The sequence below is a fragment of the Pseudomonas typographi genome, assembly GCF_014694385.1.
Taxonomy (GTDB): domain Bacteria; phylum Pseudomonadota; class Gammaproteobacteria; order Pseudomonadales; family Pseudomonadaceae; genus Aquipseudomonas; species Aquipseudomonas typographi.
This window is the reverse complement of sequence record NZ_JAAOCA010000031.1, coordinates 40,403-64,914: the sequence shown is the minus strand read 5'-3', so window position 1 is coordinate 64,914 and position 24,512 is coordinate 40,403. Positions and strand designations below refer to the sequence as shown.

Below are 24,512 nucleotides of genomic sequence, written 5' to 3'. Positions count from 1 at the left end.
GCCACGGCTCTTAAGCACGGCGCGCCTGACTGGTTCGATAGTGAGGAAAATATCGCTGAGCACACAACGATAAAGCGGATTGACGCAGCCATCGCCAAAGCCACCACCTAACCCCGACCGCCGCCCCTATCACCCCCGCCCACGCCGGCGGGACGGAGAGCTATTGCCATGAACAAAACCGACGCCAAACGCATTGCAGAGACGATCACCACTGAACAGCTTGAAGCAATGTTCGAACGGGCCAAGGCCGGAATCACCAACTGGGAGCAGGTCAGTGCCGTGAACCCTGGCATGACCAAGGGCACGGCGTGGAACATCTTGAGCGCGGCCTTAAACGCCAGTGGGGGCGCTCGGCTACGCCAGCTTGCCGTGACCAACATGGTTTGGGAGTTCGGTGACTTCCTGGATGATTCGCTGAAGCCAGCCAAAAAGAAGCGTCAGCCTGCGCAAGCGCCATATCACCAAGAGCCGAACTTCTAACCCCGACCGCCGCCCCGGGCGGCCTGGAGAACGACATGAGCAACACCAGCGCCGCTCGGATTGAGCAGACGCCGCCGCGGTTCATCCGCGCGAAGTTCGCCCCCGCCTACCTCGGCATGTGCCGGGACGAATTCAACAAGACGGTTCGCCCTCACATCCGAGAATTTCCTATTGGAAAACAGGGTGTTGCGTTCGACCGGCTGGAGTTGGACGACTGGGCGGATCGCTACATAGAGTCCATGGCGATTGAAAAAGCCGAAGATCAGGACAACAATCGGCCCCGCAGCGAGCGCCGAGGAGATAGTACATGGCGCGAAAAACGATCTCAGGGCTCTACGAGAGGAATGGAATCTGGCACATCGACAAGGTTGTCAGGGGTCAGCGACTTCAGGAAAGCACTGGCTCAAGCGAAAGAGAAGAAGCAGAGCAATACTTGATTCACCGGCTGGAAGGCCTGCGGCAAGCCCAGGTATACGGCGTCCGCCAGATCCGCACCTGGCGGGAGGCGGCAACCCGTTTCCTGAACGAGTTTCAGCACCAGCCATCGATTGGACTTTCCGCGACGTACCTCGAGCAGTTGGACCCATACATTGGCGATCTGCCCATCACGCATATCGATGACGGCACCCTTGCCGAATTCGTGCGGGATAAGCAGAAGCCAAGCAAAACGGCGACAGGGAAAGTAAGGCCTGGATGCAGGCCACGGACGGTGAACATAGCGCTTCAGCGCGTCGTCAGGATTTTGAATCTGTGCGCGCGCAAGTGGCGGGACTCAGAAAAACGGCCTTGGCTCGACTCGGTGCCGATGATCACGATGGTGGATGAGCGGGGGAAGAGCCGAAAGCCATATCCCATGTCATGGGAAGAGCAGTCGATACTTTTTGCCGAACTGCCGGCCCACCTGCAAAAAATGGCGCTGTTCAAAGTGAACACGGGGTGCCGCGAGCAGGAGGTGTGCAAGCTGAGGTGGGATTGGGAGATTCCGGTACCAGAGCTGAACACCAGCGTCTTCCTGATTCCGGAGGGTTTTGGCGGGCGCCACCAGAAATCTGGCGTGAAGAACGGCGAAGAGCGATTGGTAGTGCTGAACACCGTGGCGAAGTCAGTCATCGACGGGCAGCGCGGCCTCAGCAAGGAATGGGTATTTCCTTACGATGGCACGGCGATGCACAGGATGAATGATTCGGCATGGAGAAAGGCGCGGCTCAGGGCGGCGAAGGTTTGGCAGGAGCAAAATCTGCGTCCTGCCCTACCTGGGTACGCATCGATCCGGGTGCATGACCTAAAGCACACCTTTGGGAGAAGGCTACGTGCTGCTGGCGTCACCGAGGAAGACCGCACCGCACTGCTTGGTCACAAGAACGGTAGCGTCACGAGCCACTATTCTACCGCAGAGCTGGGGCAGTTGATCGAGATTGCAAATAAAGTGTCGGCGACAGATTCAAGGGGGCCGGCGCTCACCATCTTGAGGAGAAAAAATGGCTAATCCCCCGCAAAAGTCCCTATCGCCTGACATGAAAAAGCCACCCGAAGGTGGCTAACTCATTGAATATATTGGTCGGGACGGAGTGATTCGAACACTCGACCCCTTGCACCCCATGCAAGTGCGCTACCGGGCTGCGCTACGCCCCGACTAGGCGTTACCACCTTGTTCCCATTAGCAGCGGGAACGAGGAGAAAGATACCCTAACCTTTTGAATTATGGAAGCTTTCTTTCCATAATTTTCAGGTTACTTTTTGAGCACTACCAGCACGTCTTCCAGCTCGCTGATCATCTGACGAATCAGTTGGCGGTATTGGGTGGTGTCGTCTTTGGCTTCGTCACCGGAGAGGCGCAGGCGTGCGCCGCCGATGGTGAAGCCCTGGTCGTACAGCAAGGCGCGAATCTGACGGATCATCAGCACATCCTGGCGCTGATAATAGCGGCGGTTACCGCGCCGTTTAACGGGGTTCAGTTGTGGGAATTCCTGTTCCCAATACCGAAGCACGTGTGGCTTGACCGCACACAAGTCGCTGACTTCACCGATGGTGAAGTAGCGCTTGCCGGGTATGGGCGGAAGCTCGTCGTTATGACTTGGTTCCAGCATAGGCTTCGACTCGTGCTTTTAATTTTTGCCCTGGACGAAAGGTGACCACACGGCGCGCCGTGATCGGAATTTCTTCACCCGTTTTTGGGTTCCGGCCTGGCCGCTGCCGTTTGTCTCGCAGGTCAAAATTCCCGAAACCGGACAATTTGACCTGCTCGTTGTCTTCGAGGGCGTGCCTGATCTCTTCGAAGAAGAGCTCGACCAATTCCTTGGCCTCGCGCTTGTTCAGGCCCAACTCCTCGTACAGACGTTCTGCCATTTCAGCTTTCGTCAGAGCCCCCATACGTCACTTCCTTAACGTGGCGTTCAACCTGTGTTCAAGCGAGGTGAGGATGCCTTGGGTGGTGGAGTTCACCTCATCGTCATTAAGAGTGCGCGAAGGATGCTGCCAGGTCAAGCCAACAGCCAGGCTTTTTCTATGTGGATCAATGCCTTTACCTTGGTACACATCAAACAGCTTCAGGTCTGTGAGCCATTCGCCCGCATTTTCACGGATTACTGCCAGTACCGCCTCGGCCGGCACGTCTTCGTCTACGACCAGGGCGTAGTCCCGGCGCACCTCGGGGAAGCGCGACAATTCCGTGAATGTGGGCAGGCGGCCTTCGTTCACCTCAGCCAACAGTAGCTCGAATACGAACACTTGGCGGTCCAGCCCCAATGCCTTGGTCAGCTCAGGGTGCAGGGCGCCCAGATAGCCCACCTCCTTGCCGTCGCGCTCGATACGGGCGGTTTGCCCTGGGTGCAGCGCTGGGTGGTTGCCGGGTACGAATGTGAAGGCGTTGAGGGCACCCGCGTAGCCGAGGATCGCTTCCACATCGGCCTTGATGTCGAAGAAGTCGAGCTTGTCGCTGCCGTTGGCCCAACCTTCCGGCAGGCGGCTGCCGCAGGCAACGCCGGCGAGCATGGGTTCTTGCTTCAGCGCGTCGAGTTGGCCAACGAAGCGCAAGCCGCTTTCGAACAAGCGAACGCGCGTTTGTTGGCGGTTAAGGTTGTGTTGCAATGCACTGACCAGGCCCGGCCACAACGACACGCGCATCGCGGCCATGTCCGAAGAAATCGGGTTGGCCAACATCAGCGGCTTCACGCCGGGGTTGAAATGCTCGAACAGTTTAGGGTCGATGAAACTGTAGGTGATCGCTTCCTGGTAGCCACGGGCAACCAGCAGGCGGCGCAGGGCTGGCAGTTCGGCTTGGGCCTCGGTGCGCAGCTGTGGCGCCAGCCGCGCTTGCGGGTAGCGTACCGGCAAGCGGTTGTAGCCATATAGGCGCGCCAACTCTTCGATCAAGTCCACTTCCAGGCTGATATCGAAGCGGTGGCTAGGTACCTGCACGGTCCACTGCCCTGCCCCGCTAGTGGTCACCGCCAGTTCCAGGCCGGTGAGCAAGCGTTCGATTTCCTCGGCGGGCAGTTCCAGGCCTAGCATTTGGGCCACGCGCTCGGCACGCAGGGTGACCGGTGCCACGTGCGGCAGGTGCTCGGCGCTCAGCGCTTCGACCACAGGCCCCGCATCGCCGCCGGTGATGGCCAGCAACAGCGCAGTGGCGCGTTCGATCGCTTCACGGGCAAGGTTGTAGTCCACGCCGCGTTCAAAGCGGTGAGAGGCGTCCGTATGCAGCCCGTAGGAGCGGGCCTTGCCCGCCACTGCCACGGGTTCGAAAAAGGCGCTCTCCAGGAACAAGTCGCGGCTGCCATGTGCCACCCCGCTGTGCTCGCCGCCCATGATCCCGGCGATGGCCAACGCCCGCTCGTGGTCGGCGATCACCAGCGTGTCGTCGCGCAGGGTCACTTCCTGGCCATCGAGCAGTACCAGCTTCTCGCCCTCCTCGGCCATGCGTACACGCACGCCGCCACGGATCTCGCCCAAATCAAAGGCGTGCATCGGCTGGCCAAGTTCAAGCATCACGTAGTTGGTGATGTCGACCGCCGCATCAATGCTGCGGATGTCACTGCGGCGCAGGCGCTCGATCATCCACAGTGGGGTTGGCCGCGACAGGTCCACGCCCTTCACTACACGGCCCAAGTAACGTGGGCACGCGGCGGGGGCCAACAGTTCCACGGGGCGCGTATCTTCAATCGTGGGGGCGACGGGTAGCACCTCGGGGCGGGTGACCGGGGTGTTGTACAGTGCGCCCACTTCACGGGCCAAGCCCGCAAGGGATAAGCAGTCCCCACGGTTGGGGGTCAGGCCCAGTTCGATACTGGCATCGTCCAGGTGCAAGTATTGGCGAATATCCTCGCCCACCGGGGCGTCTGCCGGCAGTTCCATCAGGCCGTCGTTCTCTTCGCTGATCTTCAGCTCTGCCGCCGAGCACAGCATGCCATTGGATTCCGCCCCACGCAGCTTGGCCTTCTTGATGGTGAAGCCACCGGGCAGTTCAGCGCCAATTTGCGCGAACGGGATCTTCAGCCCTGGGCGCACATTCGGGGCGCCACACACCACCTGCAAGGTTTCATGGCCGTTGCTTACCTGGCATACGCGCAGCTTGTCGGCGTCAGGGTGTTGTTCGGTGGCAAGCACTTCGCCCACCACCACCTTGCTGAAGGCGCCAGCAGCGGGGATGACCGCATCGACCTCAAGGCCAGCCATCGACAGGCGCGCGACCAACTCATCGCGGTTCGCTTGCGGGCTAACCCAGCCACGCAGCCATTGTTCACTGAATTTCATGCTGTTCTCCTAAAACCTGTTAGCGAAATTGCGCGAGGAACCGCAAGTCGTTGTCGAAGAACAGGCGTAAGTCATTGACGCCATAGCGCAACATGGCCAGGCGCTCGGCGCCCATGCCGAAGGCGAAACCTGAAAAAACTTCCGGGTCGATGCCGCTCATGCGTAGCACGTTCGGGTGCACCATGCCGCAACCCATCACCTCGAGCCAGCCGGTTTGCTTGCACACGCGGCAGCCCTTGGCGTTACAGATCACGCAGCCGATGTCCACTTCCGCCGAAGGCTCGGTGAAGGGGAAGAACGACGGGCGAAAGCGCACGGCGAGTTGTTTCTCGAAAAACACTCGCAGAAATTCCTCGATGGTGCCTTTGAGGTCGGCGAAGTTGATGTCGCGGTCAATCAACAGGCCTTCGACCTGGTGAAACATGGGCGAGTGGGTCAGGTCCGAGTCGCAGCGGTACACCCGGCCTGGGCATACGATGCGGATCGGCGGCTGGGTGCTTTCCATGGTCCGCGCTTGCACCGGCGAAGTGTGGGTGCGCAGCAACATGTTGGCATTGAAGTAGAAGGTGTCGTGCATCGCCCGCGCCGGGTGGTGGCCAGGGATGTTGAGCGCTTCGAAGTTGTGGTAGTCGTCTTCCACTTCAGGGCCTTCGGCCACGCCGTAGCCGATGCGGGTGAAGAACGATTCGATGCGCTCGAGGGTTCGGGTGATTGGGTGCAGGCCACCGCTGGTTTGGCCACGGCCCGGCAAGGTGACGTCAATGCGCTCGGCCGCAAGCTTGGCGTTGAGGTCGGCGGCTTCGAAGGCGGCCTTATGGGCATTGAGGGCTTCTGTAACACGCTCTTTGGCCGCGTTGACCAGGGCGCCAACCTTCGGGCGCTCCTCGGCTGGGATATCACCCAGGGTTTTCATCACCAGGGTCAGTTCGCCTTTTTTGCCTAGGAATTGAACCCGGATCTGTTCCAGGGTGGCAATGTCTTCAGCGCGTTGCACGGCCTCCAGTGCTTGGGTGGCCAGCGCATCCAGGTTTTCCATGTACAGACTCCAGATACGAAAAGGGGAAGAGCTTGAAGGCCCTTCCCCTATTCAGACGTTTATCAACCGGTTACCCGGTGATTGCCGGGGACTCAAGCCAAAGCGGCTTTCGCTTTCTCGACAATCGCAGCAAACGCCGCTTTTTCGGTCACTGCCAGGTCGGCCAGTACCTTGCGGTCGATTTCAATGGCCGCTTTTTTCAGGCCGGCGATCAAACGGCTGTACGACAGGCCGTTGATACGAGCACCAGCGTTGATACGGGCGATCCACAGAGCGCGGAACTGGCGCTTCTTCTGACGACGGTCACGGTAGGCGTATTGGCCTGCCTTGATGACAGCTTGCTTGGCGACGCGGAATACGCGCGAACGCGCTCCGTAGTAGCCTTTGGCGAGCTTCAGAATTTTCTTGTGACGCTTACGGGCAATGACGCCACGCTTAACACGAGCCATGAGTAATTTCCTCTATCTTTGACCGGAAGGTTCAGCGAACGCGCAGCATGCGCTCTACTTTTGCGACGTCAGACGGGTGCAGCAAGCTGGCCCCGCGCAGTTGACGCTTACGCTTGGTAGACATCTTGGTCAGGATGTGGCTCTTGAAAGCGTGCTTATGTTTGAAGCCGGAAGCGGTTTTCAGGAAACGCTTCGCGGCCCCACTTTTGGTTTTCATTTTTGGCATGTTCGGAACTCCGCATTCATATGGATATAGATAACCGCAAGGCCTGCCGTGCCCTGGAGGTTATTTCTTGCGTTTGGGTGCGATGACCATCAACAGTTGACGCCCTTCCATTTTGGGCTGCTGTTCGACAGCGCCGTATTCGGCCAGGTCGGCTTCGACCCGCTTCAACAGCTCCATCCCCAGCTCCTGGTGAGCCATTTCGCGACCTCGGAACCTCAGAGAGACCTTGGTCTTATCCCCTTCACTCAGGAAACGTACCAGGTTGCGCAGTTTTACCTGGTAATCCCCTTCTTCCGTCCCTGGACGAAACTTGATTTCTTTGATCTGGATTTGCTTCTGGTTCTTCTTCGCGGCGTTCTGCTGCTTCTTCTTTTCGAAGAGGTGCTTGCCGTAGTCCATCACCCGGCACACGGGCGGGGTGGCTTCCGCGGTGATCTCTACCAGGTCCAGCTTCGCTTCTTCAGCGACACGAAGCGCTTCATCAATAGAGACGATGCCAATCTGCTCGCCGTCCGCACCAATTAACCGAACCTCGCGGGCCGAGATATTCTCGTTGATCGGGGCCTTCGGGGCAGTTCGTTTATCCTGTCTCATTTCACGCTTAATAATGATTACTCCAAATCTTGGCGACCACGCCGGGAAACCGCCTGTGCGAGCAGCTCATGAAATTGCGCGACCGGCATGCTGCCAAGGTCTGCGCCCTCACGGGTACGCACGGCGACCGTTTTTGTTTCAACCTCACGGTCCCCTATCACCAGCAGGTACGGAACCTTGAGTAAAGTATGCTCGCGGATTTTAAAGCCAATTTTCTCGTTTCTCAAGTCGGACTTGGCACGAAAACCGCTTATATTGAGCGAAGCCTCGACTTCACGGGCGAAACCGGCCTGGTTGTCGGTGATGTTCATCACCACCGCCTGGGTAGGCGCTAGCCAGGCTGGGAACGCACCCTCGTAGTGTTCGATGAGGATGCCGATGAAGCGTTCGAACGAACCGAGGATGGCGCGGTGCAGCATCACCGGGTGCCGCCTGTCGTTATCTTCCGAGACATATTCGGCGCCCAGGCGAATCGGCAGGTTGAAGTCGAGCTGGAACGTACCGCACTGCCATACCCGGCCCAGGCAGTCTTTCAAGGAGAATTCGATCTTCGGCCCGTAGAAGGCGCCCTCCCCTGGCTGCAGGTCATAGGCCAGGCCTGCGCTTTCGAGCGAAGCGGCCAGCGCGGCCTCGGCGCGGTCCCATAAGTTGTCGGCACCCACACGCTTCTCGGGGCGGGTAGACAGCTTCATTTGCACTTCGTCGAAGCCAAAATCCTTGTACACATCGAGCGTGAGCTGGATGAACGCCTCGGCCTCGGCCTGCATTTGCTCTTCGGTGCAGAAGATATGGCCGTCGTCCTGGGTGAAGCCACGCACACGCATGATGCCATGGAGCGCGCCAGATGGCTCGTTGCGGTGGCAAGCGCCGAATTCGGCCAGGCGCAGTGGCAGTTCACGGTAACTTTTAAGCCCTTGGTTGAACACCTGCACGTGGCACGGGCAGTTCATCGGCTTGATCGCGTAATCGCGGTTCTCCGATTCGGTGGTGAACATGTTTTCGGCGTAGTTGGCCCAGTGCCCAGACTTCTCCCACAAGCTGCGGTCGACCACCTGCGGGGTTTTCACCTCTTGGTAGCCGTTTTCGCGCTGCAGCTTACGCATGTACTGCTCCAGCACCTGGTATACCGTCCAGCCGTTGGGGTGCCAAAACACCATGCCGGGGGCTTCTTCCTGCAGGTGAAACAAGCCCAGGCGCTTGCCCAGCTTGCGGTGGTCGCGCTTTTCGGCTTCTTCGATGCGCTGGATATACGCCGCCAATTGTTTTTTATCGGCCCAGGCGGTGCCATACACACGCTGAAGTTGTTCGTTCTTCGCATCGCCACGCCAATATGCGCCAGAAAGCTTGGTGAGCTTGAACGCCTTGAGAAACCGAGTGTTAGGCACGTGCGGGCCACGGCACATGTCTACGTATTCCTCGTGGTAGTACAAGCCCATGGCGGTTTCGTTGGGCAAGTCGTCGACCAGGCGCAGCTTGTAGTCTTCCCCGCGGCGGCTGAACACCTCGATGACCTCGGCACGTGGGGTCATTTTCTTGATGACGTCGTAGTCCTTGTCGATCAGCTCGCGCATGCGCGCCTCGATCGCGGCCAAGTCATCAGGGGTGAAGGGACGCTCGTAGGCGATGTCGTAATAAAAACCTTCATCGATCACCGGGCCGATGACCATCTTGGCGGTGGGGTACAACTGCTTGACCGCATGGCCCACCAAGTGCGCACAAGAGTGGCGGATGATCTCCAGCCCTTCTTTGTCCTTGGGGGTGATGATCTGCACGCTGGCGTCGTGGTCGATTAGATCGCTGGCATCGACCAGGTGGCCGTCAACCTTGCCGGCCACCGTGGCCTTGGCCAAGCCCGCACCAATGCTGGCGGCGACCTGCGCTACGCTTACAGAATGATCGAACGACCGCACGCTGCCGTCGGGAAGGGTAATATTGGGCATGGCGCCTCCGCTGCCTAGTGGTGACCCCTACCAAAGGTCACGTGGGTTGGGATGGCCAGTACGCGATCCGGCGGTTCGCCTGCCTTACAGTGGCAGGTGCCGTCGAGCCTGCACGCTAAGGGTGCGCCGGGCGCAGCCTGCTTTACGTACACACCCCTGGCCAAACCAGGGCCGAAGCGAAGAACTGGAACAAAAAAGCCCCGCGCCAAAACACGGGGCCAAGGATGCTAACACAGTTATCCGCAAACTACCTGTGAACTTGAGCCGCCGCTGCCTTTCGAATGCTTGGCAACGTTTTGCCTCGAGGAGGACCGCCATGCGCCTGTTCAACCTTATACCCCTTGCCGCTGCTTCATTGGCTCTGTTCACCCCGTTGGATGCCCAAGCCGCCTGGCCACCTGGGGATAAGGCGAAGTATATGAGCGACTGCGTAGCCACCGCCAAGCAATCGGTCGACTCGCCCAAGGCCACCCACCACTGCGATTGCGGCGCGGATGTGATCGAAACAACGTTCAGCACGGCCGAGATCGAACAGTTGATGAGCACCAACCCACCCCCTACCGTCGAGCTGCGTGATCGCCTAGCCGATGCCGTAAAAGTGTGCAAGGCGTCGTAAATAGATAATTTCAACGGTTATTCGTACTTTTTTCCGCCCAGGCGGTTCCCAAGCCAGGTTTTAGGTCTATGATGGCTGCACGCATTCAGCGGAGCTGAGGCGGTACCACCGAATTTCATGTTTTCTGGAGATACACCCCATGTCCAATCGCCAAACCGGCACCGTCAAATGGTTCAACGATGAGAAGGGCTTCGGCTTCATCACCCCGCAAGGCGGCGGTGACGACCTGTTCGTGCACTTCAAAGCGATTGAAAGTGACGGTTTCAAAAGCCTGAAAGAAGGCCAGACCGTTTCTTTCGTGGCTGAGAAGGGCCAGAAAGGCATGCAAGCGGCCCAGGTTCGCCCTGAATAAGCTTCGCTGCTGAACAAAAAATCCCGCCTCGGCGGGATTTTTTGTTATGCGTTACACCCCCAACATCGAGCGGCCCACGGCTTCGGCCACGCGGATACCATCGACCCCCGCCGAGAGTATCCCACCGGCGTAACCGGCCCCCTCACCCGCCGGAAACAAACCCTTGAGGTTCAGGCTTTGTAAGTTCTGCCCACGGGTGATGCGTACCGGCGACGAAGTGCGGGTTTCCAGCCCGGTGAGTACGGCATCGTGCATCGCGTAACCGCGCATTTGCCGTTCGAAGGCCGGCAGCGCTTCGCGGATCGCCTCGATGGCGAATGCCGGCAGCGACACAGCCAAATCGCCAAGGGTCACGCCCGGCTTATAAGAAGGTTCCACGCTGCCCAAAGTGGTAGACGGCTTGCCGGCGAGGAAATCGCCCACCAGTTGCGCCGGTGCCTGGTAGTTGCTGCCCCCCAGCACATAGGCGGCCGCCTCCAGGCGCTCCTGCAATTCGATACCGGCTAATGGGTGGCCCGGGTAGTCACGTTCGGGGTCGATGCCTACCACCAGGCCTGAGTTGGCGTTTCGCTCGTTACGCGAATATTGGCTCATGCCATTGGTCACCACCCGGTTCGGCTCGCTGGTGGCCGCCACCACCGTGCCGCCGGGGCACATGCAAAAGCTGTATACCGAGCGGCCGTTGCTGGCGTGGTGCACCAACTTGTAATCTGCCGCACCCAGTTTCGGGTGGCCGGCGTATTTGCCCAAGCGCGCCTTGTCGATCACCGACTGCGGGTGCTCGATACGAAAACCCACCGAGAACGGCTTGGCTTCCAAGTACACGCCGCGGCCATGAAGCATACGGAACGTGTCGCGGGCACTGTGGCCGAGGGCCAGCACCACGTGCCGCGAGCGCAGCGATTCGCCGCCTTCAAGCACCACGCCTTCGAGTTGATCGCCATCGGTCAACAGGTCGACGACTTTATGCTGGAAGCGAATCTCGCCGCCCAAGGCGAGGATATCGGCGCGCATCTGCTCGACCATGCTGGTCAGCCGAAAGGTGCCGATGTGCGGCTTGTTCACGTAAAGGATTTCTTCGGGGGCGCCGGCCTTGACGAACTCTTCCAGCACCTTGCGGCCGTGGTGGTGCGGGTCTTTGATTTGGCTATAGAGCTTGCCGTCGGAGAACGTACCGGCCCCGCCCTCGCCGAACTGTACGTTAGATTCCGGGTTAAGCACCCGCTTGCGCCACAGGCCCCAGGTGTCTTGGGTGCGCTGGCGCACTTCCTTGCCTCGCTCGAGCACGATCGGGCGCAAGCCCATCTGCGCCAAGGTCAGCGCCGCGAATATGCCGCAGGGGCCGAAGCCCACCACTAACGGCCGCTCCGGCAACGGTGTGCTGGCGTGGCCGATGAACCTGTAGGTGAGGTCCGGTGCCGGGCCCACCCGCGAATCGCTGGCCAGGCGCGCCAACAGCGCGGCTTCGTCGCGCACGCTGAAGTCCAGGGTATAGATGAACAACATTTCGCTGTTCTTCTTGCGCGCGTCGTAGCTGCGTTTGAACACGGTAAAACCGGTGAGCTCCCCCTCAGCGATGCCCAAGCGCGCCACCAGCGCCGCACGCAGGGCTTCGTCAGGGTGGTCCAGCGGTAATTTCAGTTCGGTGATTCTTAACATAACAACGTCCAAGGACTCTACGGCGGCGAAAGCGAGGGCGCGATTATACGCAAGCTTATAACGCAGAACGCGATCACTGTTCGCGGGCCCCGCCCGGATAACCGCAACCACGCAGCACCTGCTCGTCTATCCGCAGCTCTGCGGCGAAAAAGCTCACCCGCGGGCCGCTCTCGCAACGCTGCGGTGCTAGCCACAGCTGGATGTGCTGATGATTGGCATCGCTGCTCAGGCTCACGCCCCCGCCGGGCGCCTGCTCCTCGACGAACGGTACCGCCAACGGCGGCTGGCCTTCGCGTTCGATCAGCAATCCCTGGGCATTCACCCGCGCGACCCAGCTCGGCCCATGGCCGTCGGCATAAAATTGCATCAGCTTGTAATTCTGGTCTTCACACGCCTTCAGCGCGCTTTCCACACGGTAGAGCGTTTGCAGGTTCAGTTGCCCGGGCTGGCCCTCCACCGGGTTGCCATCAAAGCGCCCACGCAGGTCGGCGTACAGTGGCCGATTCAGGCTCGCCAGCGTGGTCGCTTCCTGCAAAATGCCGGTATCGCCGTTGTCGGTCACGATAAACGTGCGCGGCGAGTCGCAAGGGGTGAAAATCAAATGCCCACCTTCGGCCGTCAGGCTGCCCTGCATGCGGGTTTGCCCGCTCAGAGCCTGCGGCCCTTGGGGGCCAGAGAAATCGAGCGCCTGGCAACCGGCAAACAACGGCAACATGGCGGCGAGCAGCCATGAACGGGCGTAACGCATCAGTAAGGCTCCAGGCAAAAGGCGCCACGGTAGCATACGGGCATAAACAGCCGGTAGGCGCCGCGCGCGATAACGGCGTAGCGTGGTTCACCTACTGGCTTTTTAGATATGCCAGCAAATCAGCGAACTGCGCTGGGTCACTGAGCCCCCAGAAATACATCTTTGTACCAGGTACCACATCACCGGGCTTGCCCAGGTACTGGCGTAGTTTAGCGTCGGTCCAGGTGAAACCCGCCTGTTTCATGGCGGGGGAATAGGCGTAATCAGCCAGGCTCCCAGCCTGGCGGCCTATCACGCCATCGAGGCGCGGGCCGAAGCTGTTGCGCGCATCGGGCCCGGCCTTGTGGCAGCCACCGCACAGGCGAACGAAAAGCTTTTGGCCATTGGTCGCATCAGCGGTGGCGGGGCCTTGGGCCTTTTGCTCGCAGCCGGCCACGCTTAGCAGAGCGAGCAGGCCGAGCATCCAGTACTTCATGGTCAAGCTCCGATCAAGGTCGAAACGGCCCGAAGCCAACACTGCGCGTACCATCTCTATGAAGCGTCATGTCACACACCTATGCCAGCCAGCGCGCCGGCTAACGTGTGCCAGCATCAGCCGTCCCCCAGGGCGCGAACACTTCGCTTGCCCATGCGTGCATGCTGTAACGTTCAACGATGTGTGCGGCTACGGGCACATAGGCCGTTTCCAGAAATTCAAGCGGGATATTTACCGCTTCGGCATTGAGTACCAGAATATTGGCCGGGTTATAAAAGTCATAATTGCGCACGGAAAGGTTGTTGGTGATGATTTTTTTGCCATACAGCAGTGCTTCAAAAAACCGGAAGCTCAACCCGGTGTGCCCTGGCCTCACGATATCGACCAGCACCGTGGATTCGCGCAGCCATTGGCTTACGTCATCCAGTGATAAGCGTGCCTTGAAAAACTCGATGTTAGGGTGTAACCCCTCACGTGGCTTGCCCTGTACCAAAAACTTGAAGTGACCATGGCCGGCAGCGTCCAGCGCCTGGGCAATGCCCTCAAGCTGTGGAAGGCGGTCCTTGCCCGCCATGACGATGAAGGCCGAGTACGTGTCGCTGGTGGGCCAGCCACGGCGGTCTTCATAGATAAAGTTATGTAACTTGCGCAAGCCATATTGCTGAGCATCATAGGCATCGAAGGTGTACACCCGGTCAAATGGCTGCAACGCGTGTACCGGCATGTTCAGCCGGTCGATGCCATCGCACAGGTAAGCCACTTTTACCTGGGCCTGCGCCAGGGCGGCATCGACCAGGCGCTTATCCAATTGGCCGGGGTTGACGATCAACAACCGTTCATGGGGCGCTGCGGCCTTGAGCAGCTTCAGTGCTCGGCGCGCGCTTAGATGGCGTTTGACCACGGCGCGAAGCTTGCCACGCAAGAAGGCCGGCAGTTGAAGGTCGGCAAGCACGTCGATGAACGTGACTTCATCAGTGGCCTCCAAGTGGGCGCTGAGCTTGCCCAGGTAACCACCCGTATCCCTGCATAAAAGCGTGATCCTCATGTTTTCCTTCGCTGTCGTAACCGGCTGCTTACGGCTAGAACACTTAGCCGCCTGGTGCGGCGATTGTACACAAGCATTCGGTTGGGAAGGTGCACTTGAGCGAATGGCATGGCTGCGAGGTGGCCACCGCTACAAATGAGCATTCAGAAGGGCGAAAACGAGGGTGCCGGGCCGCGAAGGAAGGTAACGCAGGCGTTGGGAGAACCTGAAGCACCAAGCAAAAAAAAGGGCGGCCGAAGCCGCCATAAGTGCCTTGCGTGCCCGAGGACTGCGCTTGCGCGCTGTCTCGATGGGCACCAATTTACAGGCTGTGGCGCGGCCCGCCTTGATGTGGATCAACGCTTTTTCGGTTTCTTCTTTGGCTTTTTCTTGCCGGGCAACGGCAACGCCTGCTCGAAGGCTTGGCGCAGATCATTCAAACGTTTGTCGTTGAGGTTGTGCACGCGCTTGGCGCGTTCACGGGAGAAATCAATCAGGGTGTCGTCCTGGGCCATGGCCATGCGCCGAGTCGCTTGGAAGCCACCATCATGCCAGCTTCAGACCTTCAGGTCGATCCACTGCCCCTGGCGTTCCTCACCTTCGACCAACGCCACCGCCGGTACGGTGTCGTCAGCGTTGAGTTCCTCGCCGGGCAGCACCAAGGGTTCCGTCGGCGCCCCACTATGGCGCTGGCGGCGGCGCTGTTCGTCACGCAGCAGGGCGCCGTCTTGCTGTTCAGGCTGGCGCAGGTCGACCTGGTTGTCGCCAGATACAGCTTGGGAGGCTGCCACGGGCGGGATGTCCGGGGTCGGCTTGGCCGGGTCCAATTGCGGGTTAATCGGTACGTGAACCACTGGGGTGATAGGCGCGAGCATGGGCGTAGGTCCTCTTATCGCCAGTCTATCGGCCGGCGGCGCGGCAATTTGAGGCATTCTGCCGCACCGGCGCGGTTTTGCAAACGGACAGCGGGACGAGCGCCCAGCGCGGTTTTACGCTAGAATCCTGGCCTTTTTCGCAGGCGGAGTAAGGCAGGCATGGCGCAGCAGTATCAAGCGGGGCAACGCTGGATCAGCGACAGCGAGGCGGAACTGGGGCTGGGAACGGTATTGACCCAAGACGGCCGCTTGTTGACCGTGCTTTACCCAGCCACCGGTGACACACGCCAATACGCGTTGCGCAGCGCCCCGCTGACCCGCGTGCGCTTTTCGCCTGGCGATGTGATCACCCATTTCGAGGGCTGGAAGCTCACCGTACGCGAGGTCGAGGATGCCGACGGGCTGCTGGTGTACCACGGCCTGAATACCCACAACGAGACGGTGGTGCTGCCCGAGACGCAGTTGTCGAATTTCATCCAGTTCCGCCTGCCCAGCGACCGTTTGTTCGCCGGCCAGATCGACCCACTGAACTGGTTCGCGTTGCGTTACAACACCCTGCAGCACACCAGCCGCAACGTGCAGTCATCGTTGTGGGGCCTGGGCGGGGCGCGTGTACAACCGATCCCCCACCAATTACACATTGCCCGCGAAGTGGCCGACCGCATTGCCCCACGGGTGTTGCTGGCCGACGAAGTGGGCCTGGGCAAAACCATCGAGGCGGGCATGGTCATCCATCGCCAATTGCTCAATGGCCGCGCCAGCCGCGTGTTGATCCTGGTGCCAGAAAACCTCCAGCACCAATGGCTGGTGGAAATGCGCCGGCGCTTCAACTTGCAGGTTGCACTGTTCGACGCCGAACGCTTCGCCGAAAGCGACGCCAGCAACCCGTTCGAGGATGCGCAACTGGCCCTGGTGTCGATCGACTGGCTCAAGCATGCGGAAAAAGCCCAGGACGCGCTGTTCGCCGCCGGGTGGGACCTGCTCGTGGTCGATGAAGCCCACCATCTGGTCTGGCACCCGGAACAGGCCAGTGCCGAATACGCCTTGGTCGAACAACTCGCCGAAGTGATCCCTGGCGTATTGTTGCTCACCGCCACCCCTGAACAATTGGGCCTGGACAGCCACTTCGCCCGCCTGCGCTTGCTCGACCCGAACCGTTTCCACGACCTGCCAGCGTTTCGCGCGGAAAGCGAGCATTACCGCCCGGTGGCCGAGGCGGTACAGCAACTGCTCGACCATGCCACACCCGCGCCCGAAGCGCTGGCAACCATCCGTGGCTTTTTGGGTGAAGCCGGCGAAACCTTGATCGGCGCCGTGCAAACGGGTGACCAGGAGGCCAAGGCCCGCTTGGTGCGCGAACTGCTCGACCGCCACGGCACCGGCCGCGTGTTGTTCCGCAACACCCGCGCCGCCGTGCAGGGCTTCCCAGGGCGCACGTTGCACCCCTACCCGCTGCCCAACCCGCCGCAGTATCAGGGCCAGGGCGCCGAACTTTACCCAGACACCGCCTGGCAGGCCGAGGGAGACGAAGACCGCTGGTGGCGCTTCGACCCACGCGTGCAGTGGTTGATCGACGCCTTGAAGAGGCTCAAGAAGGTCAAGGTATTGGTGATCTGCGCCCACGCCGAAACCGCGATGGACCTCGAAGACGCCCTACGGGTGCGCTCGGGGATACCGGCCACCACCTTTCACGAGGGCATGAGCATCCTGGAGCGCGATCGCGCCGCGGCTTATTTCGCCGACGAAGAATACGGCGCGCAAGTGCTGATCTGCTCGGAGATCGGTTCTGAAGGCCGCAACTTCCAATTCGCCCACCACTTGGTGCTGTTCGACCTGCCGTCGCACCCCGACCTGCTCGAGCAACGCATTGGCCGCCTCGATCGGATCGGGCAAAAACATACCATCGAGCTGCATGCGCCCTACCTGGAAGGCACACCGCAGGCACGCCTGTTCCGCTGGTATCACGAGGCGCTCAATGCCTTCCTGGCCACTTGCCCGACCGGCAGCGCGCTACAGCACACCTTCGGCGCACGCCTGCTAAGCCTACTGAGCAGCGACGATGACGATGCCTTCAGTACCCTGGTGGCCGAAGCGCGTGCTGCGCGTGAGCACTTGGAAACCGAGCTGCACAGCGGCCGTGACCGGCTGCTGGAGCTCAACTCCAACGGCGGCGGCGAAGGCAAGGCGCTGGTGGCCGCGATCGAGGAGCAAGACGACCAATACACCCTGCCGATCTACATGGAAACCTTGTTCGATGCCTTTGGCATCGACAGCGAAGACCATTCGGAAAACGCACTGATCCTCAGGCCCAGCGAAAAAATGCTCGACGCCAGCTTCCCGCTCGGCGACGACGAGGGCGTGACCATCACCTACGACCGGCTGCAGGCGTTGTCACGGGAAGACATGCAGTTCTTGACCTGGGAACACCCCATGGTCCAGGGCGGCATGGACTTGGTGCTGGCCGGCTCCATGGGTAACACCGCGGTGGCACTGATCAAAAACAAGGCACTCAAGCCTGGCACCGTGTTGCTAGAGCTGCTGTATGTGAGTGAGGTGGTTGCACCGCGCAACCTGCAACTGGCGCGCTACCTGCCACCGCTGGCGCTGCGTTGCCTGCTCGATGCCAACGGCAACGACCTGGCTGCGCGGGTAAGCTTCGACACCCTTAACGACCAATTGGAAACCGTGCCTAAGGCCAGCGCCAATAAATTCATCCAGGCCCAGCGCGATGCACTGTCGCCACGCATCGCCGCCAGCGAGGCCAAGGTTGCGCCGCGCCATGCCGAGCGGGTGAGCGAGGCACAGCAGCGCCTTAGCGCAGAGCTCGACGAAGAACTGGCGCGCCTCACCGCACTGCAAGCGGTAAACCCCAGCGTGCGGGACAGTGAAATCCAAGCGCTGCGCGAGCAGCGCGAAAAGGGCTTGGCGATGCTGGAAAAAGCCGCATTGCGCCTGGAAGCGATCCGCGTGCTCGTTGCCGGCTAACCTGGCCATAGGGGCACCCACAATGCCCCCGGTTCGTCGCGCGATCAGCCGCAGCTGGCGCGCGTGACCTTGCCGGTTTCGTCTACGTACAAGCTCAACCGGTCAGAGCGGTAGTCCATAGGGATCATATCGGTGGGGCGAAGTACCCGTGCCACCTGCGAGCCAGACTGCTGCCGGGCCTGGTCGAGCAAGCTTGGGCTGCCCGCTTGGCCTACAGCAAATTGCGCCGCCTCGGCGTGGCAGCGCCCATCGTTGGCCACCACGGCGTTGGCAGCCGGCGCTGCTGCTGGGGAATCATCGTGGCCGCTGCTGGCGCAACCGGCGATCAGAGTGGTGGCCACGATGGCCAACCCACTCAGTTGTTTGAATGGCATGAAGCCTCCTTTTCCTTTGGGATCAACGTGCTTGCGACCATAACCTGCCTCGGAGGTTGCAAAGGCGGGAAGTCTGCCAAAGCGTAACGGCGACGCACGTGAATAGTTGTGTCTTGATGTGTCGCCAGCGCTGGGGGTGTTCACTCCGTCGTTTAGGCCTCAAGTGTGGGTGCGCAGCGGCCGCAGCCATGCTTAACTAAGCGCTCCCCCCCAAGAGCCTGCCACCATGACCACTGTGAGGATCGACGCCGACATCAAAGCCCGCTGGCTCGACGGCCAGTGCTCCTTCAGCCCCGATACCCCCGAGGAGCTGGCCATTATCGGCATCGACTTGTTAGTGCGCGAGCTGGGTATCGACGCCGCGCGCACATTCATCGACCAAGCGTTCGAGCGGTTTTCCCACGTACATTGGCCCCTGGCCGCAGGTAAGCCTGCCGAAACGCCGCCCGTACCGGCTGCGTAATCACTCGGTTCAAGGGTTCCAGGCTTGTACTTCGGCCCTATACGGGATCGACGGTTGCGCACCCTCGCGGGTGACCGACAACGCTGCTGCCTTCTGGGCAAAATGGATGGCCGCCGCGGGTGCCTCGCCGCGAGCCAGCGCGGCTGCGAAGGCGCCAATAAACGTATCCCCCGCCGCGGTAGTGTCACGCGCCGCCACCGGGTAAGCGGGAAAGTGCTGGGCACCCTCAGCGCTCACGTGCAGCACACCCTCCCCGCCCAATGTCAGCAACACGTGCCTCACCCCTTTGGCCAGCAACGCCCTGCCCGCCTGCTCTGCTGAAGGCGAGCCCTGTGCGGGCACTGCGGCCAATGCCTGGGCTTCGCTTTCATTGGGTATCAGGTAATCCACCCACGTGTACCAAGCGCTGGGCAACTGGCTGGCAGGCGCCGGGTTGAGGATCACGGTTTTGCCTAGCGCATGGGCCCTGGCCAGCGCATAGCCAACCGTTTCTTGCGGTACCTCCAGCTGGCAGACGACCACGGCGCAACCCTCCAGCAGTGCGCTGGCGGCGTCGATATGGGCGGGCGCCAAGGTGCCATTGCCCCCGGCCACGATCACAATGCTGTTTTGGCTGGCATGGTCGACCAGGATCATCGCCACCCCGGTGGGCACACCATGTTCCTCACCCACGCCCTGGCAATCGATACCGTCGCCCCGTAATGCCTCGCGCAAACGCGCGCCATAGGCATCGGCGCCGACTCGCCCGATCATGGCCACCTGGGCGCCTGCCCGCGCAGCGGCCACGGCCTGATTCGCGCCCTTGCCGCCGGGCACCGTGGCAAAGCTGTCACCGTGCAGGGTTTCGCCAGGCTGGGGCAGCCGTGCGGTGCGGGCCACTAAATCCATATTCAAGCTACCAATCACAACAATAGAAGCAGGGTTGCTCACCGATCTTGTACTCATGGTTGGGCCAGGGCAGCGGTGGATTCACGGGCTATCAGCGCCGGGGCCACCACCAGGCGTTGTGGCGGGCCGGCCTGCTCGCCGCTGATGCGGCCGAGCAATTGGGCCGCGGCCCGCTCGCCCAATTGGCGGATGGATTGCCCAACGCTGCTCAGCGCTGGGTACACGTACCGGCACAGCTCGATATCATCGAAACCGATTACCGATAATTGTTGTGGCACGCGGATGCCACGTTCGGCGGCGGCGCGTAGCACGCCCACGCCGAGCATATCATTGGCGGCGAAAATGGCGCTGGGCTGCACGCTGCCAAACAGGTGGCCGGCGGCCCGGTAGCCGCCATCGCTGGTGAAATCACTGTTTACCTGCCAGCCGGGGACCACCGCGCAGCCATAGTCGGCCATCGCCCTACGGTAACCGGCCGCGCGCAGGTTCGCCACGTTGACGTTGGCAGGGCCGGTGATGCAGGCGATGCGCCGGTGGCCTAACCCGAGCAAGTGTTGGGTGGCCAGCCAAGCCCCCTGTTCATGGTCGATGCACACCACATCGCTGGCCAGCGCGGGTGCTTCCCGGTCCAGCACCACCAGCGGGATCGGCAAGGCGTCGAAGGTGCCCTGCGACGGCCCGGCCGACGCTAAAAGCAGCCCATCGATGCGTTTCTCGAGCAGCATGCGCAAGTAATGCCGCTGCTTGGCCGCATCGTCGTCGGCATTGCAGAGGATCACGCAATAGCCATTGCGCCCGCAATGGTCGCCGATACCGCGCGCAAGCTCGGCGAAGTACGGGTTGATGCTGTTCGGCAACAGCAGGCCGATAGTTGCCGTGGCCCGCGCCTTTAGGGAGCGGGCCACACCACTGGGTACATAGGCCAGTTGCTCGATGGCCGCCTCGACCTTGCGCCGTACCGGCTCGCTGACCGGGCGGGTGTTATTCAGCACGTGCGAAACGGTGGTATATGAAATACCGGCCAGCGCCGCCACGTCCTTGAGCGTCGCCATTAGCCGCGCCCGCGTGCACGGCGCGTGCGATAGGTGTCGAGCACCACGGCGATCACGATCACGGCGCCGGTGATGATGCGTTTGGTCGGCTCGTTCGCCCCTACTTGCGCCAGGCCCGCGGCCAGCACCGAGATAATGAGTACGCCGAAGAACGTACTGACCACCGAGCCGCGCCCGCCCATCAGGCTGGTGCCGCCGATCACCACTGCGGCAATCACTTGCAGCTCCAGCCCAGCGCCTGCGTTGGGGTCGGCCGCTTCCAGGCGGGAGAGCTGAAACAACGCTGCAACCCCCGCCAGCAACCCCATCACCGTGAACACCAGCACCTTGCTTGGGCGCGGGTCGATGCCTGCCAGGCGCACCGCTTCTTCATTGGTACCGATGCCGATCAGCTGGCGGCCGAACACACTGCGCGTTAGCACCAATTGGGCCAGCACGGTCACCGCCAGGGCGATCAAAAAGGCGGGTGATATACCCCACAGTAGCGGGTCGGCCAACCAGGCATAGGCATCGCCGATGTAGGCCGTGCGGGAACCGGTCAGTTGGTAGGCGGCGCCACGGGCCATTTCCAGCACGCCCAACGACACGATAAAAGAGGGGATGCGCCAGGCCACCGTGATGCTACCGGTCACGGTGCCGGCCAGTGCTGCGCACGCCAGCCCCAGCAACCCCGCCGGCAGCGGGCCCCAGCCCCAACTGAGGATAGCCACGCTCAACGCCGAGGCGGCCAGTGCCAATACCGAGCCCACGGAAAGGTCGATGCCGCCGATAATCAGCACGAAGGTCATGCCCACCGCCAGGACCATGAGGTCCGGGATCTGGTTGGCGATCGTACTGAAGGTGCTGTATGACCAGAAATGGCTGCTCAGGCATGAGAACAGCACGATCAGGATCAACAAGGCGGCCGCCAGGCCTAGGTAGGTACCCAGCACGGCCAAGCTTGCTCGGTGCCGTGCGGGTGCCGGCGCTTGGCCGGCGGTGGTGGTTTTCATGCGGTTTCCTTGGTTCGATAGCCGGCCAGCGCCGCATCAAGCAGGGCGTCTTGGCTCCAGTGGTCACGGTCGAAAATACCGCTCAAGCGACCGTTGGACATGACCCCGATACGGTCACACACCAGCATCAGCTCACGCAGGTCGCTGGAGACGATCACCAACGCCTTGCCCTGGCGAGCCAACTGGCCTAGCAAGCCGTAGATATCGAATTTAGCGCCCACATCGATGCCACGGGTGGGTTCGTCGAACAACAACACCTGGCATTGGCGCTCCAGCCAGCGGCCGATCACGACTTTTTGCTGGTTGCCACCGGAGAGTTCACCCACCATCTGGGCGGGCCCTGCGCAGCGGATGCGCATCGCCGCGATCTGCCGCTGGGCCAGTGCTTGTTCACGGGCGTTGTTCATCCAGCCGGCCCGGGATAATTCAGCGAAATTGCCCAGGGCAATGTTGACGGCGATGCTTTGGGTCAGCAGCAAGCCTTCGCCTTTTCGGTCTTCGCTGATCAGCGCGAGGCCGTTGCGCACCGCCTCGCGCGGCGAGCGCAGGCGAACCGGCTGGGGCGGCGACCCGAGCGACACCCGGCCCGCATCGGCCCGGTCCGCCCCGAACATCAGCCGCAGTAGTTCGGTGCGCCCGGCACCGATCAGCCCACTGATGCCGAACAGTTCCCCGGCCCGTACCTCAAAACTCACATCACGCACCTTCTGCCCGCGGCACAGCCCCTCGACCCGGAGCAGCGGCGCACCGATGCGCCGCTCGCCCAGATCGATGCGCTCACCCAACTCCCGGCCGGCCATCAGCTTCACCAATTGCGCCTCGCTGGCGAGTGCCATGGACTGCACGCTCACCAACTTGCCGTCGCGCAGTACCGCTACGCGTTGCGCCAACTGCGCCAGCTCTTCGAGGCGGTGCGAGATGTATACCAGCGCCACCCCCTCGGCCCGCAGCCGCTGTACTTGTGCGAACAAGCGCTGCACCTCGTGGCCAGTGAGCATGGCGGTAGGCTCATCGAGGATCAGCACGCGGCAGTCGCCAATCAAGTTGCGGGCAATCTCGACCATTTGCTGGTGGCCAATGCCCAAGTGGGCCACTGGGGTGTCTGGGTCCAGTTGCTCCAGCCCCACCCGCGCCATGGCGTCGCGGGCCTGCTCGCGTAGGCGGCGCCGGTTCACCCAGCCCAGGCGCTGCGGCAGGCGCTCCAGAAACAGGTTCTCGGCGATGCTTAAGGTCGGCAGCAGGTTCAGCTCCTGCAGCACCATGCGCACCCCGGCGGCCTCGGCGGCGCGGCGGCTGGCCGGCGCCCAGGGCTGGCCGAGGAAATGCATGTTGCCAACGCTGGGGGGCTCAAGGCCGGCGATGATGCGCGACAGGGTGCTCTTACCGGCACCGTTCTCGCCAGTCAATGCCAACACTTCGCCACGGTGCAGCTCAAGGTGAACGCCGGCCAATACCGGCTGCGAGTAGGTTTTCCCCACACCGTCCAGGGCCAGCACAGGGCTTTCAAGGGGGGCGGCCACTCAGGGTTTACCGGTTACGAGGTCGACCGGCGTCACGATCACGCCACTCTGCGCGCCGGTGTCCTGCCCCTTGACCAGCTTCAGTGCTGCCTCGATGCCATACACCGCCTGGCGGTCGGCGTACTGTTCGGCTGTAGCCAGCACGCGGCCATCCTTGAGCATCGGTGCGATAGCTTGGATATTGTCGTAGCCCACCACCTTCACTTGCCCGGCCTTGCCGGCGGCGCGCACCGCCGATACAGCGCCCAGGGCCATGTTGTCGTTGCCGGCCAGCAGTGCCTTGATGTCGGGGTACTCGCTGAGCATGGCGGCCGCTACTTGCTGGGCCGGGGCCATTTCCCAGTTGCCGCTCTGTACCGACACGATGGTCATCTTCGCCGCGTCCATGGCCTGCCTGAAACCTGTGGTACGTTGCTGGGCATTAGTGGTGGTGGGCACACCCTCGATGATACCCACCGCGTCACCGGCGTTCAGCTGCTGGCCGAGGTACTCACCCACCTTGAAAGCACCGGCCTGGTTGTCGGGGCCTACGAACGGCACCTGTAGTTGCTTACTGTCGAGCACCGCGGGGTCGAGCCGGTTATCGATGTTCACCACCTTGATACCGGCGTCGGCGGCCTTCTTGATCACCGGCACCAGCGCCTTGGAGTCTGCCGGGGCAATCACCAGCGCATCAACATGTGACGCGATCATTTGCTCGACAATGGCGATCTGGGCGGCGGTGTCGGTTTCGTTCTTGATACCGTTGGCCACCAGCTCGAATTCGCCGCTGTGTTGTTGCTGGTAGGCTTTGGCGCCGTTTTCCATGGTCAGGAAGAATTCGTTGGCCAGGGATTTCATCACCAACGCAACCTTTGGCGGGTTCGCGGCGGCCAAGGCCGAATCGATCGGGCCGAGCGCAAACAGGCTAGATAACAGGGCAGGTACTAGCCAGCGGCCAGTGCAGGGGCGTTTCATTGAGGGCGTCTCCGCTTATTATTATGCTTATTGAAACGCACCACGCGGGGTGGCA

Annotated in this window: 27 protein-coding genes and 1 tRNA gene; 7 read left to right on the top strand and 21 right to left on the bottom strand. The window is 61.4% G+C overall.

Features of this window, described 5'->3' with window-relative positions:
- Nucleotides 1-168: 168 nt before the first annotated feature.
- From HAQ05_RS28790 to HAQ05_RS21375, 3 genes are read left to right on the top strand one after another with little or no spacing between them, the layout of a single operon-like run.
- The gene (locus HAQ05_RS28790) at nt 169-480 is read left to right on the top strand and encodes a hypothetical protein (RefSeq protein WP_238936561.1); all 312 of its coding nucleotides are present in this window, start codon (nt 169-171) and stop codon (nt 478-480) included.
- A gap of 35 nt (nt 481-515) precedes the next feature.
- On the top strand, nt 516-917 hold the full coding sequence (locus HAQ05_RS29185) for a hypothetical protein (RefSeq protein WP_338050270.1): 402 nt from the start codon (nt 516-518) through the stop codon (nt 915-917).
- Nucleotides 803-1,966 (top strand): tyrosine-type recombinase/integrase, encoded by a 1,164-nt coding sequence (locus tag HAQ05_RS21375; protein ID WP_338050271.1) that lies wholly within the window; start codon nt 803-805, stop codon nt 1,964-1,966. Before HAQ05_RS29185 ends, HAQ05_RS21375 begins: the two co-directional genes overlap by 115 nt.
- A 69-nt stretch (nt 1,967-2,035) precedes the next feature.
- On the opposite strand, the gene HAQ05_RS21370 is transcribed toward HAQ05_RS21375, so the two are convergent.
- From HAQ05_RS21370 to thrS, 9 genes are all read right to left on the bottom strand, one after another.
- A tRNA-Pro gene (locus HAQ05_RS21370) sits at nt 2,036-2,112 on the bottom strand.
- A 98-nt stretch (nt 2,113-2,210) separates the two neighbouring features.
- Nucleotides 2,211-2,567 carry a MerR family transcriptional regulator gene (locus HAQ05_RS21365; protein WP_190424294.1) on the bottom strand — a complete coding sequence of 119 codons (357 nt, stop codon included), beginning with the start codon at nt 2,565-2,567 and terminating at the stop codon, nt 2,211-2,213.
- Nucleotides 2,548-2,850 (bottom strand): integration host factor subunit alpha, encoded by a 303-nt coding sequence (ihfA, locus tag HAQ05_RS21360; RefSeq protein ID WP_002553164.1) that lies wholly within the window; start codon nt 2,848-2,850, stop codon nt 2,548-2,550. Before ihfA ends, HAQ05_RS21365 begins: the two co-directional genes overlap by 20 nt.
- 3 nt (nt 2,851-2,853) lie before the next feature.
- On the bottom strand, nt 2,854-5,232 hold the full coding sequence (pheT, locus tag HAQ05_RS21355) for a phenylalanine--tRNA ligase subunit beta (RefSeq protein WP_190424292.1): 2,379 nt from the start codon (nt 5,230-5,232) through the stop codon (nt 2,854-2,856).
- 19 nt (nt 5,233-5,251) lie between these two features.
- Nucleotides 5,252-6,268: a phenylalanine--tRNA ligase subunit alpha gene (pheS, locus tag HAQ05_RS21350; protein WP_190424290.1), complete on the bottom strand. Its 1,017-nt coding sequence runs from the start codon at nt 6,266-6,268 to the stop codon at nt 5,252-5,254.
- 92 nt (nt 6,269-6,360) lie between these two features.
- Entirely contained in the window at nt 6,361-6,717 is a 357-nt protein-coding gene (gene rplT, locus HAQ05_RS21345; RefSeq protein ID WP_190424288.1) for a 50S ribosomal protein L20, read from the bottom strand.
- A gap of 31 nt (nt 6,718-6,748) precedes the next feature.
- Nucleotides 6,749-6,943, bottom strand: coding sequence for a 50S ribosomal protein L35 (rpmI, locus tag HAQ05_RS21340; RefSeq protein WP_003250667.1), 195 nt, complete (start codon nt 6,941-6,943; stop codon nt 6,749-6,751).
- A gap of 60 nt (nt 6,944-7,003) precedes the next feature.
- The gene (infC, locus tag HAQ05_RS21335; protein ID WP_190424303.1) at nt 7,004-7,555 is read right to left on the bottom strand and encodes a translation initiation factor IF-3; all 552 of its coding nucleotides are present in this window, start codon (nt 7,553-7,555) and stop codon (nt 7,004-7,006) included.
- Nucleotides 7,555-9,477 (bottom strand): threonine--tRNA ligase, encoded by a 1,923-nt coding sequence (gene thrS / locus HAQ05_RS21330; protein ID WP_190424286.1) that lies wholly within the window; start codon nt 9,475-9,477, stop codon nt 7,555-7,557. The genes infC and thrS overlap by 1 nt, the downstream gene beginning before the upstream one ends.
- A 418-nt stretch (nt 9,478-9,895) precedes the next feature.
- On the opposite strand from thrS, the gene HAQ05_RS21325 reads away from it, so the two are divergent.
- Nucleotides 9,896-10,093 (top strand): hypothetical protein, encoded by a 198-nt coding sequence (locus tag HAQ05_RS21325; protein WP_338050269.1) that lies wholly within the window; start codon nt 9,896-9,898, stop codon nt 10,091-10,093.
- Nucleotides 10,094-10,232: 139 nt separating this feature from the next.
- Nucleotides 10,233-10,445, top strand: coding sequence for a cold-shock protein (locus HAQ05_RS21320; protein WP_003179963.1), 213 nt, complete (start codon nt 10,233-10,235; stop codon nt 10,443-10,445).
- Between the two features lie 51 nt (nt 10,446-10,496).
- Here HAQ05_RS21320 and HAQ05_RS21315 read toward each other — a convergent pair whose 3' ends face one another.
- The 6 genes from HAQ05_RS21315 to HAQ05_RS21290 all read right to left on the bottom strand — a co-directional run bounded on the left by HAQ05_RS21315 (nt 10,497) and on the right by HAQ05_RS21290 (nt 15,226).
- Entirely contained in the window at nt 10,497-12,104 is a 1,608-nt protein-coding gene (locus HAQ05_RS21315) for an NAD(P)/FAD-dependent oxidoreductase (RefSeq protein ID WP_190424282.1), read from the bottom strand.
- 73 nt (nt 12,105-12,177) lie between these two features.
- On the bottom strand, nt 12,178-12,852 hold the full coding sequence (locus tag HAQ05_RS21310; RefSeq protein WP_190424280.1) for a hypothetical protein: 675 nt from the start codon (nt 12,850-12,852) through the stop codon (nt 12,178-12,180).
- 91 nt (nt 12,853-12,943) lie between these two features.
- Nucleotides 12,944-13,315: a c-type cytochrome gene (locus HAQ05_RS21305; RefSeq protein ID WP_420825788.1), complete on the bottom strand. Its 372-nt coding sequence runs from the start codon at nt 13,313-13,315 to the stop codon at nt 12,944-12,946.
- 112 nt (nt 13,316-13,427) lie between these two features.
- A complete protein-coding gene (locus HAQ05_RS21300) occupies nt 13,428-14,372 on the bottom strand; it encodes a WaaS/CpsH family glycosyltransferase (RefSeq protein ID WP_190424276.1) in 945 nt (314 codons plus the stop codon).
- A 335-nt stretch (nt 14,373-14,707) separates the two neighbouring features.
- The gene (locus tag HAQ05_RS21295) at nt 14,708-14,866 is read right to left on the bottom strand and encodes a hypothetical protein (RefSeq protein WP_190424274.1); all 159 of its coding nucleotides are present in this window, start codon (nt 14,864-14,866) and stop codon (nt 14,708-14,710) included.
- Between the two features lie 42 nt (nt 14,867-14,908).
- Nucleotides 14,909-15,226: an aspartate-semialdehyde dehydrogenase gene (locus HAQ05_RS21290; protein WP_190424272.1), complete on the bottom strand. Its 318-nt coding sequence runs from the start codon at nt 15,224-15,226 to the stop codon at nt 14,909-14,911.
- A 159-nt stretch (nt 15,227-15,385) separates the two neighbouring features.
- On the opposite strand from HAQ05_RS21290, the gene rapA reads away from it, so the two are divergent.
- The gene (gene rapA, locus HAQ05_RS21285) at nt 15,386-18,211 is read left to right on the top strand and encodes an RNA polymerase-associated protein RapA (RefSeq protein WP_190424270.1); all 2,826 of its coding nucleotides are present in this window, start codon (nt 15,386-15,388) and stop codon (nt 18,209-18,211) included.
- Nucleotides 18,212-18,255: 44 nt separating this feature from the next.
- Here rapA and HAQ05_RS21280 read toward each other — a convergent pair whose 3' ends face one another.
- Nucleotides 18,256-18,585 (bottom strand): I78 family peptidase inhibitor, encoded by a 330-nt coding sequence (locus tag HAQ05_RS21280; protein ID WP_190424268.1) that lies wholly within the window; start codon nt 18,583-18,585, stop codon nt 18,256-18,258.
- A 226-nt stretch (nt 18,586-18,811) separates the two neighbouring features.
- Here HAQ05_RS21280 and HAQ05_RS21275 point away from each other — a divergent pair, with 226 nt between their 5' ends.
- Nucleotides 18,812-19,048, top strand: a complete 237-nt coding sequence (locus tag HAQ05_RS21275; protein WP_190424266.1) for a hypothetical protein — start codon at nt 18,812-18,814, stop codon at nt 19,046-19,048.
- A gap of 9 nt (nt 19,049-19,057) precedes the next feature.
- Here HAQ05_RS21275 and rbsK read toward each other — a convergent pair whose 3' ends face one another.
- From rbsK to HAQ05_RS21250, 5 genes are read right to left on the bottom strand one after another with little or no spacing between them, the layout of a single operon-like run.
- Nucleotides 19,058-19,993: a ribokinase gene (rbsK, locus tag HAQ05_RS21270; protein ID WP_190424264.1), complete on the bottom strand. Its 936-nt coding sequence runs from the start codon at nt 19,991-19,993 to the stop codon at nt 19,058-19,060.
- Nucleotides 19,990-20,988, bottom strand: a complete 999-nt coding sequence (locus tag HAQ05_RS21265) for a LacI family DNA-binding transcriptional regulator (RefSeq protein ID WP_190424262.1) — start codon at nt 20,986-20,988, stop codon at nt 19,990-19,992. Before HAQ05_RS21265 ends, rbsK begins: the two co-directional genes overlap by 4 nt.
- Nucleotides 20,988-21,980 carry an ABC transporter permease gene (locus HAQ05_RS21260; RefSeq protein WP_190424260.1) on the bottom strand — a complete coding sequence of 331 codons (993 nt, stop codon included), beginning with the start codon at nt 21,978-21,980 and terminating at the stop codon, nt 20,988-20,990. The genes HAQ05_RS21265 and HAQ05_RS21260 overlap by 1 nt, the downstream gene beginning before the upstream one ends.
- The gene (locus tag HAQ05_RS21255) at nt 21,977-23,500 is read right to left on the bottom strand and encodes an ATP-binding cassette domain-containing protein (RefSeq protein ID WP_190424258.1); all 1,524 of its coding nucleotides are present in this window, start codon (nt 23,498-23,500) and stop codon (nt 21,977-21,979) included. Before HAQ05_RS21255 ends, HAQ05_RS21260 begins: the two co-directional genes overlap by 4 nt.
- Nucleotides 23,501-24,457, bottom strand: coding sequence for a sugar ABC transporter substrate-binding protein (locus HAQ05_RS21250; protein WP_190424257.1), 957 nt, complete (start codon nt 24,455-24,457; stop codon nt 23,501-23,503).
- Nucleotides 24,458-24,512 lie beyond the last annotated feature (55 nt).

What these genes read in the sequence shown, in the direction of transcription:
- HAQ05_RS28790 (WP_238936561.1), top strand. Translation starts at nt 169, where the DNA reads ATGAACAAAACCGACGCCAAACGCATTGCAGAGACGATCACCACTGAA.
- HAQ05_RS29185 (WP_338050270.1), top strand. Translation starts at nt 516, where the DNA reads ATGAGCAACACCAGCGCCGCTCGGATTGAGCAGACGCCGCCGCGGTTC.
- HAQ05_RS21365 (WP_190424294.1), bottom strand. Translation starts at nt 2,567, where the DNA reads ATGCTGGAACCAAGTCATAACGACGAGCTTCCGCCCATACCCGGCAAG.
- ihfA (WP_002553164.1), bottom strand. Translation starts at nt 2,850, where the DNA reads ATGGGGGCTCTGACGAAAGCTGAAATGGCAGAACGTCTGTACGAGGAG.
- pheT (WP_190424292.1), bottom strand. Translation starts at nt 5,232, where the DNA reads ATGAAATTCAGTGAACAATGGCTGCGTGGCTGGGTTAGCCCGCAAGCG.
- pheS (WP_190424290.1), bottom strand. Translation starts at nt 6,268, where the DNA reads ATGGAAAACCTGGATGCGCTGGCCACCCAAGCACTGGAGGCCGTGCAA.
- rplT (WP_190424288.1), bottom strand. Translation starts at nt 6,717, where the DNA reads ATGGCTCGTGTTAAGCGTGGCGTCATTGCCCGTAAGCGTCACAAGAAA.
- rpmI (WP_003250667.1), bottom strand. Translation starts at nt 6,943, where the DNA reads ATGCCAAAAATGAAAACCAAAAGTGGGGCCGCGAAGCGTTTCCTGAAA.
- thrS (WP_190424286.1), bottom strand. Translation starts at nt 9,477, where the DNA reads ATGCCCAATATTACCCTTCCCGACGGCAGCGTGCGGTCGTTCGATCAT.
- HAQ05_RS21325 (WP_338050269.1), top strand. Translation starts at nt 9,896, where the DNA reads ATGAGCGACTGCGTAGCCACCGCCAAGCAATCGGTCGACTCGCCCAAG.
- HAQ05_RS21320 (WP_003179963.1), top strand. Translation starts at nt 10,233, where the DNA reads ATGTCCAATCGCCAAACCGGCACCGTCAAATGGTTCAACGATGAGAAG.
- HAQ05_RS21315 (WP_190424282.1), bottom strand. Translation starts at nt 12,104, where the DNA reads ATGTTAAGAATCACCGAACTGAAATTACCGCTGGACCACCCTGACGAA.
- HAQ05_RS21310 (WP_190424280.1), bottom strand. Translation starts at nt 12,852, where the DNA reads ATGCGTTACGCCCGTTCATGGCTGCTCGCCGCCATGTTGCCGTTGTTT.
- HAQ05_RS21305 (WP_420825788.1), bottom strand. Translation starts at nt 13,315, where the DNA reads ATGCTCGGCCTGCTCGCTCTGCTAAGCGTGGCCGGCTGCGAGCAAAAG.
- HAQ05_RS21300 (WP_190424276.1), bottom strand. Translation starts at nt 14,372, where the DNA reads ATGAGGATCACGCTTTTATGCAGGGATACGGGTGGTTACCTGGGCAAG.
- HAQ05_RS21295 (WP_190424274.1), bottom strand. Translation starts at nt 14,866, where the DNA reads ATGGCCCAGGACGACACCCTGATTGATTTCTCCCGTGAACGCGCCAAG.
- HAQ05_RS21290 (WP_190424272.1), bottom strand. Translation starts at nt 15,226, where the DNA reads ATGCTCGCGCCTATCACCCCAGTGGTTCACGTACCGATTAACCCGCAA.
- rapA (WP_190424270.1), top strand. Translation starts at nt 15,386, where the DNA reads ATGGCGCAGCAGTATCAAGCGGGGCAACGCTGGATCAGCGACAGCGAG.
- HAQ05_RS21280 (WP_190424268.1), bottom strand. Translation starts at nt 18,585, where the DNA reads ATGCCATTCAAACAACTGAGTGGGTTGGCCATCGTGGCCACCACTCTG.
- HAQ05_RS21275 (WP_190424266.1), top strand. Translation starts at nt 18,812, where the DNA reads ATGACCACTGTGAGGATCGACGCCGACATCAAAGCCCGCTGGCTCGAC.
- rbsK (WP_190424264.1), bottom strand. Translation starts at nt 19,993, where the DNA reads ATGAGTACAAGATCGGTGAGCAACCCTGCTTCTATTGTTGTGATTGGT.
- HAQ05_RS21265 (WP_190424262.1), bottom strand. Translation starts at nt 20,988, where the DNA reads ATGGCGACGCTCAAGGACGTGGCGGCGCTGGCCGGTATTTCATATACC.
- HAQ05_RS21260 (WP_190424260.1), bottom strand. Translation starts at nt 21,980, where the DNA reads ATGAAAACCACCACCGCCGGCCAAGCGCCGGCACCCGCACGGCACCGA.
- HAQ05_RS21250 (WP_190424257.1), bottom strand. Translation starts at nt 24,457, where the DNA reads ATGAAACGCCCCTGCACTGGCCGCTGGCTAGTACCTGCCCTGTTATCT.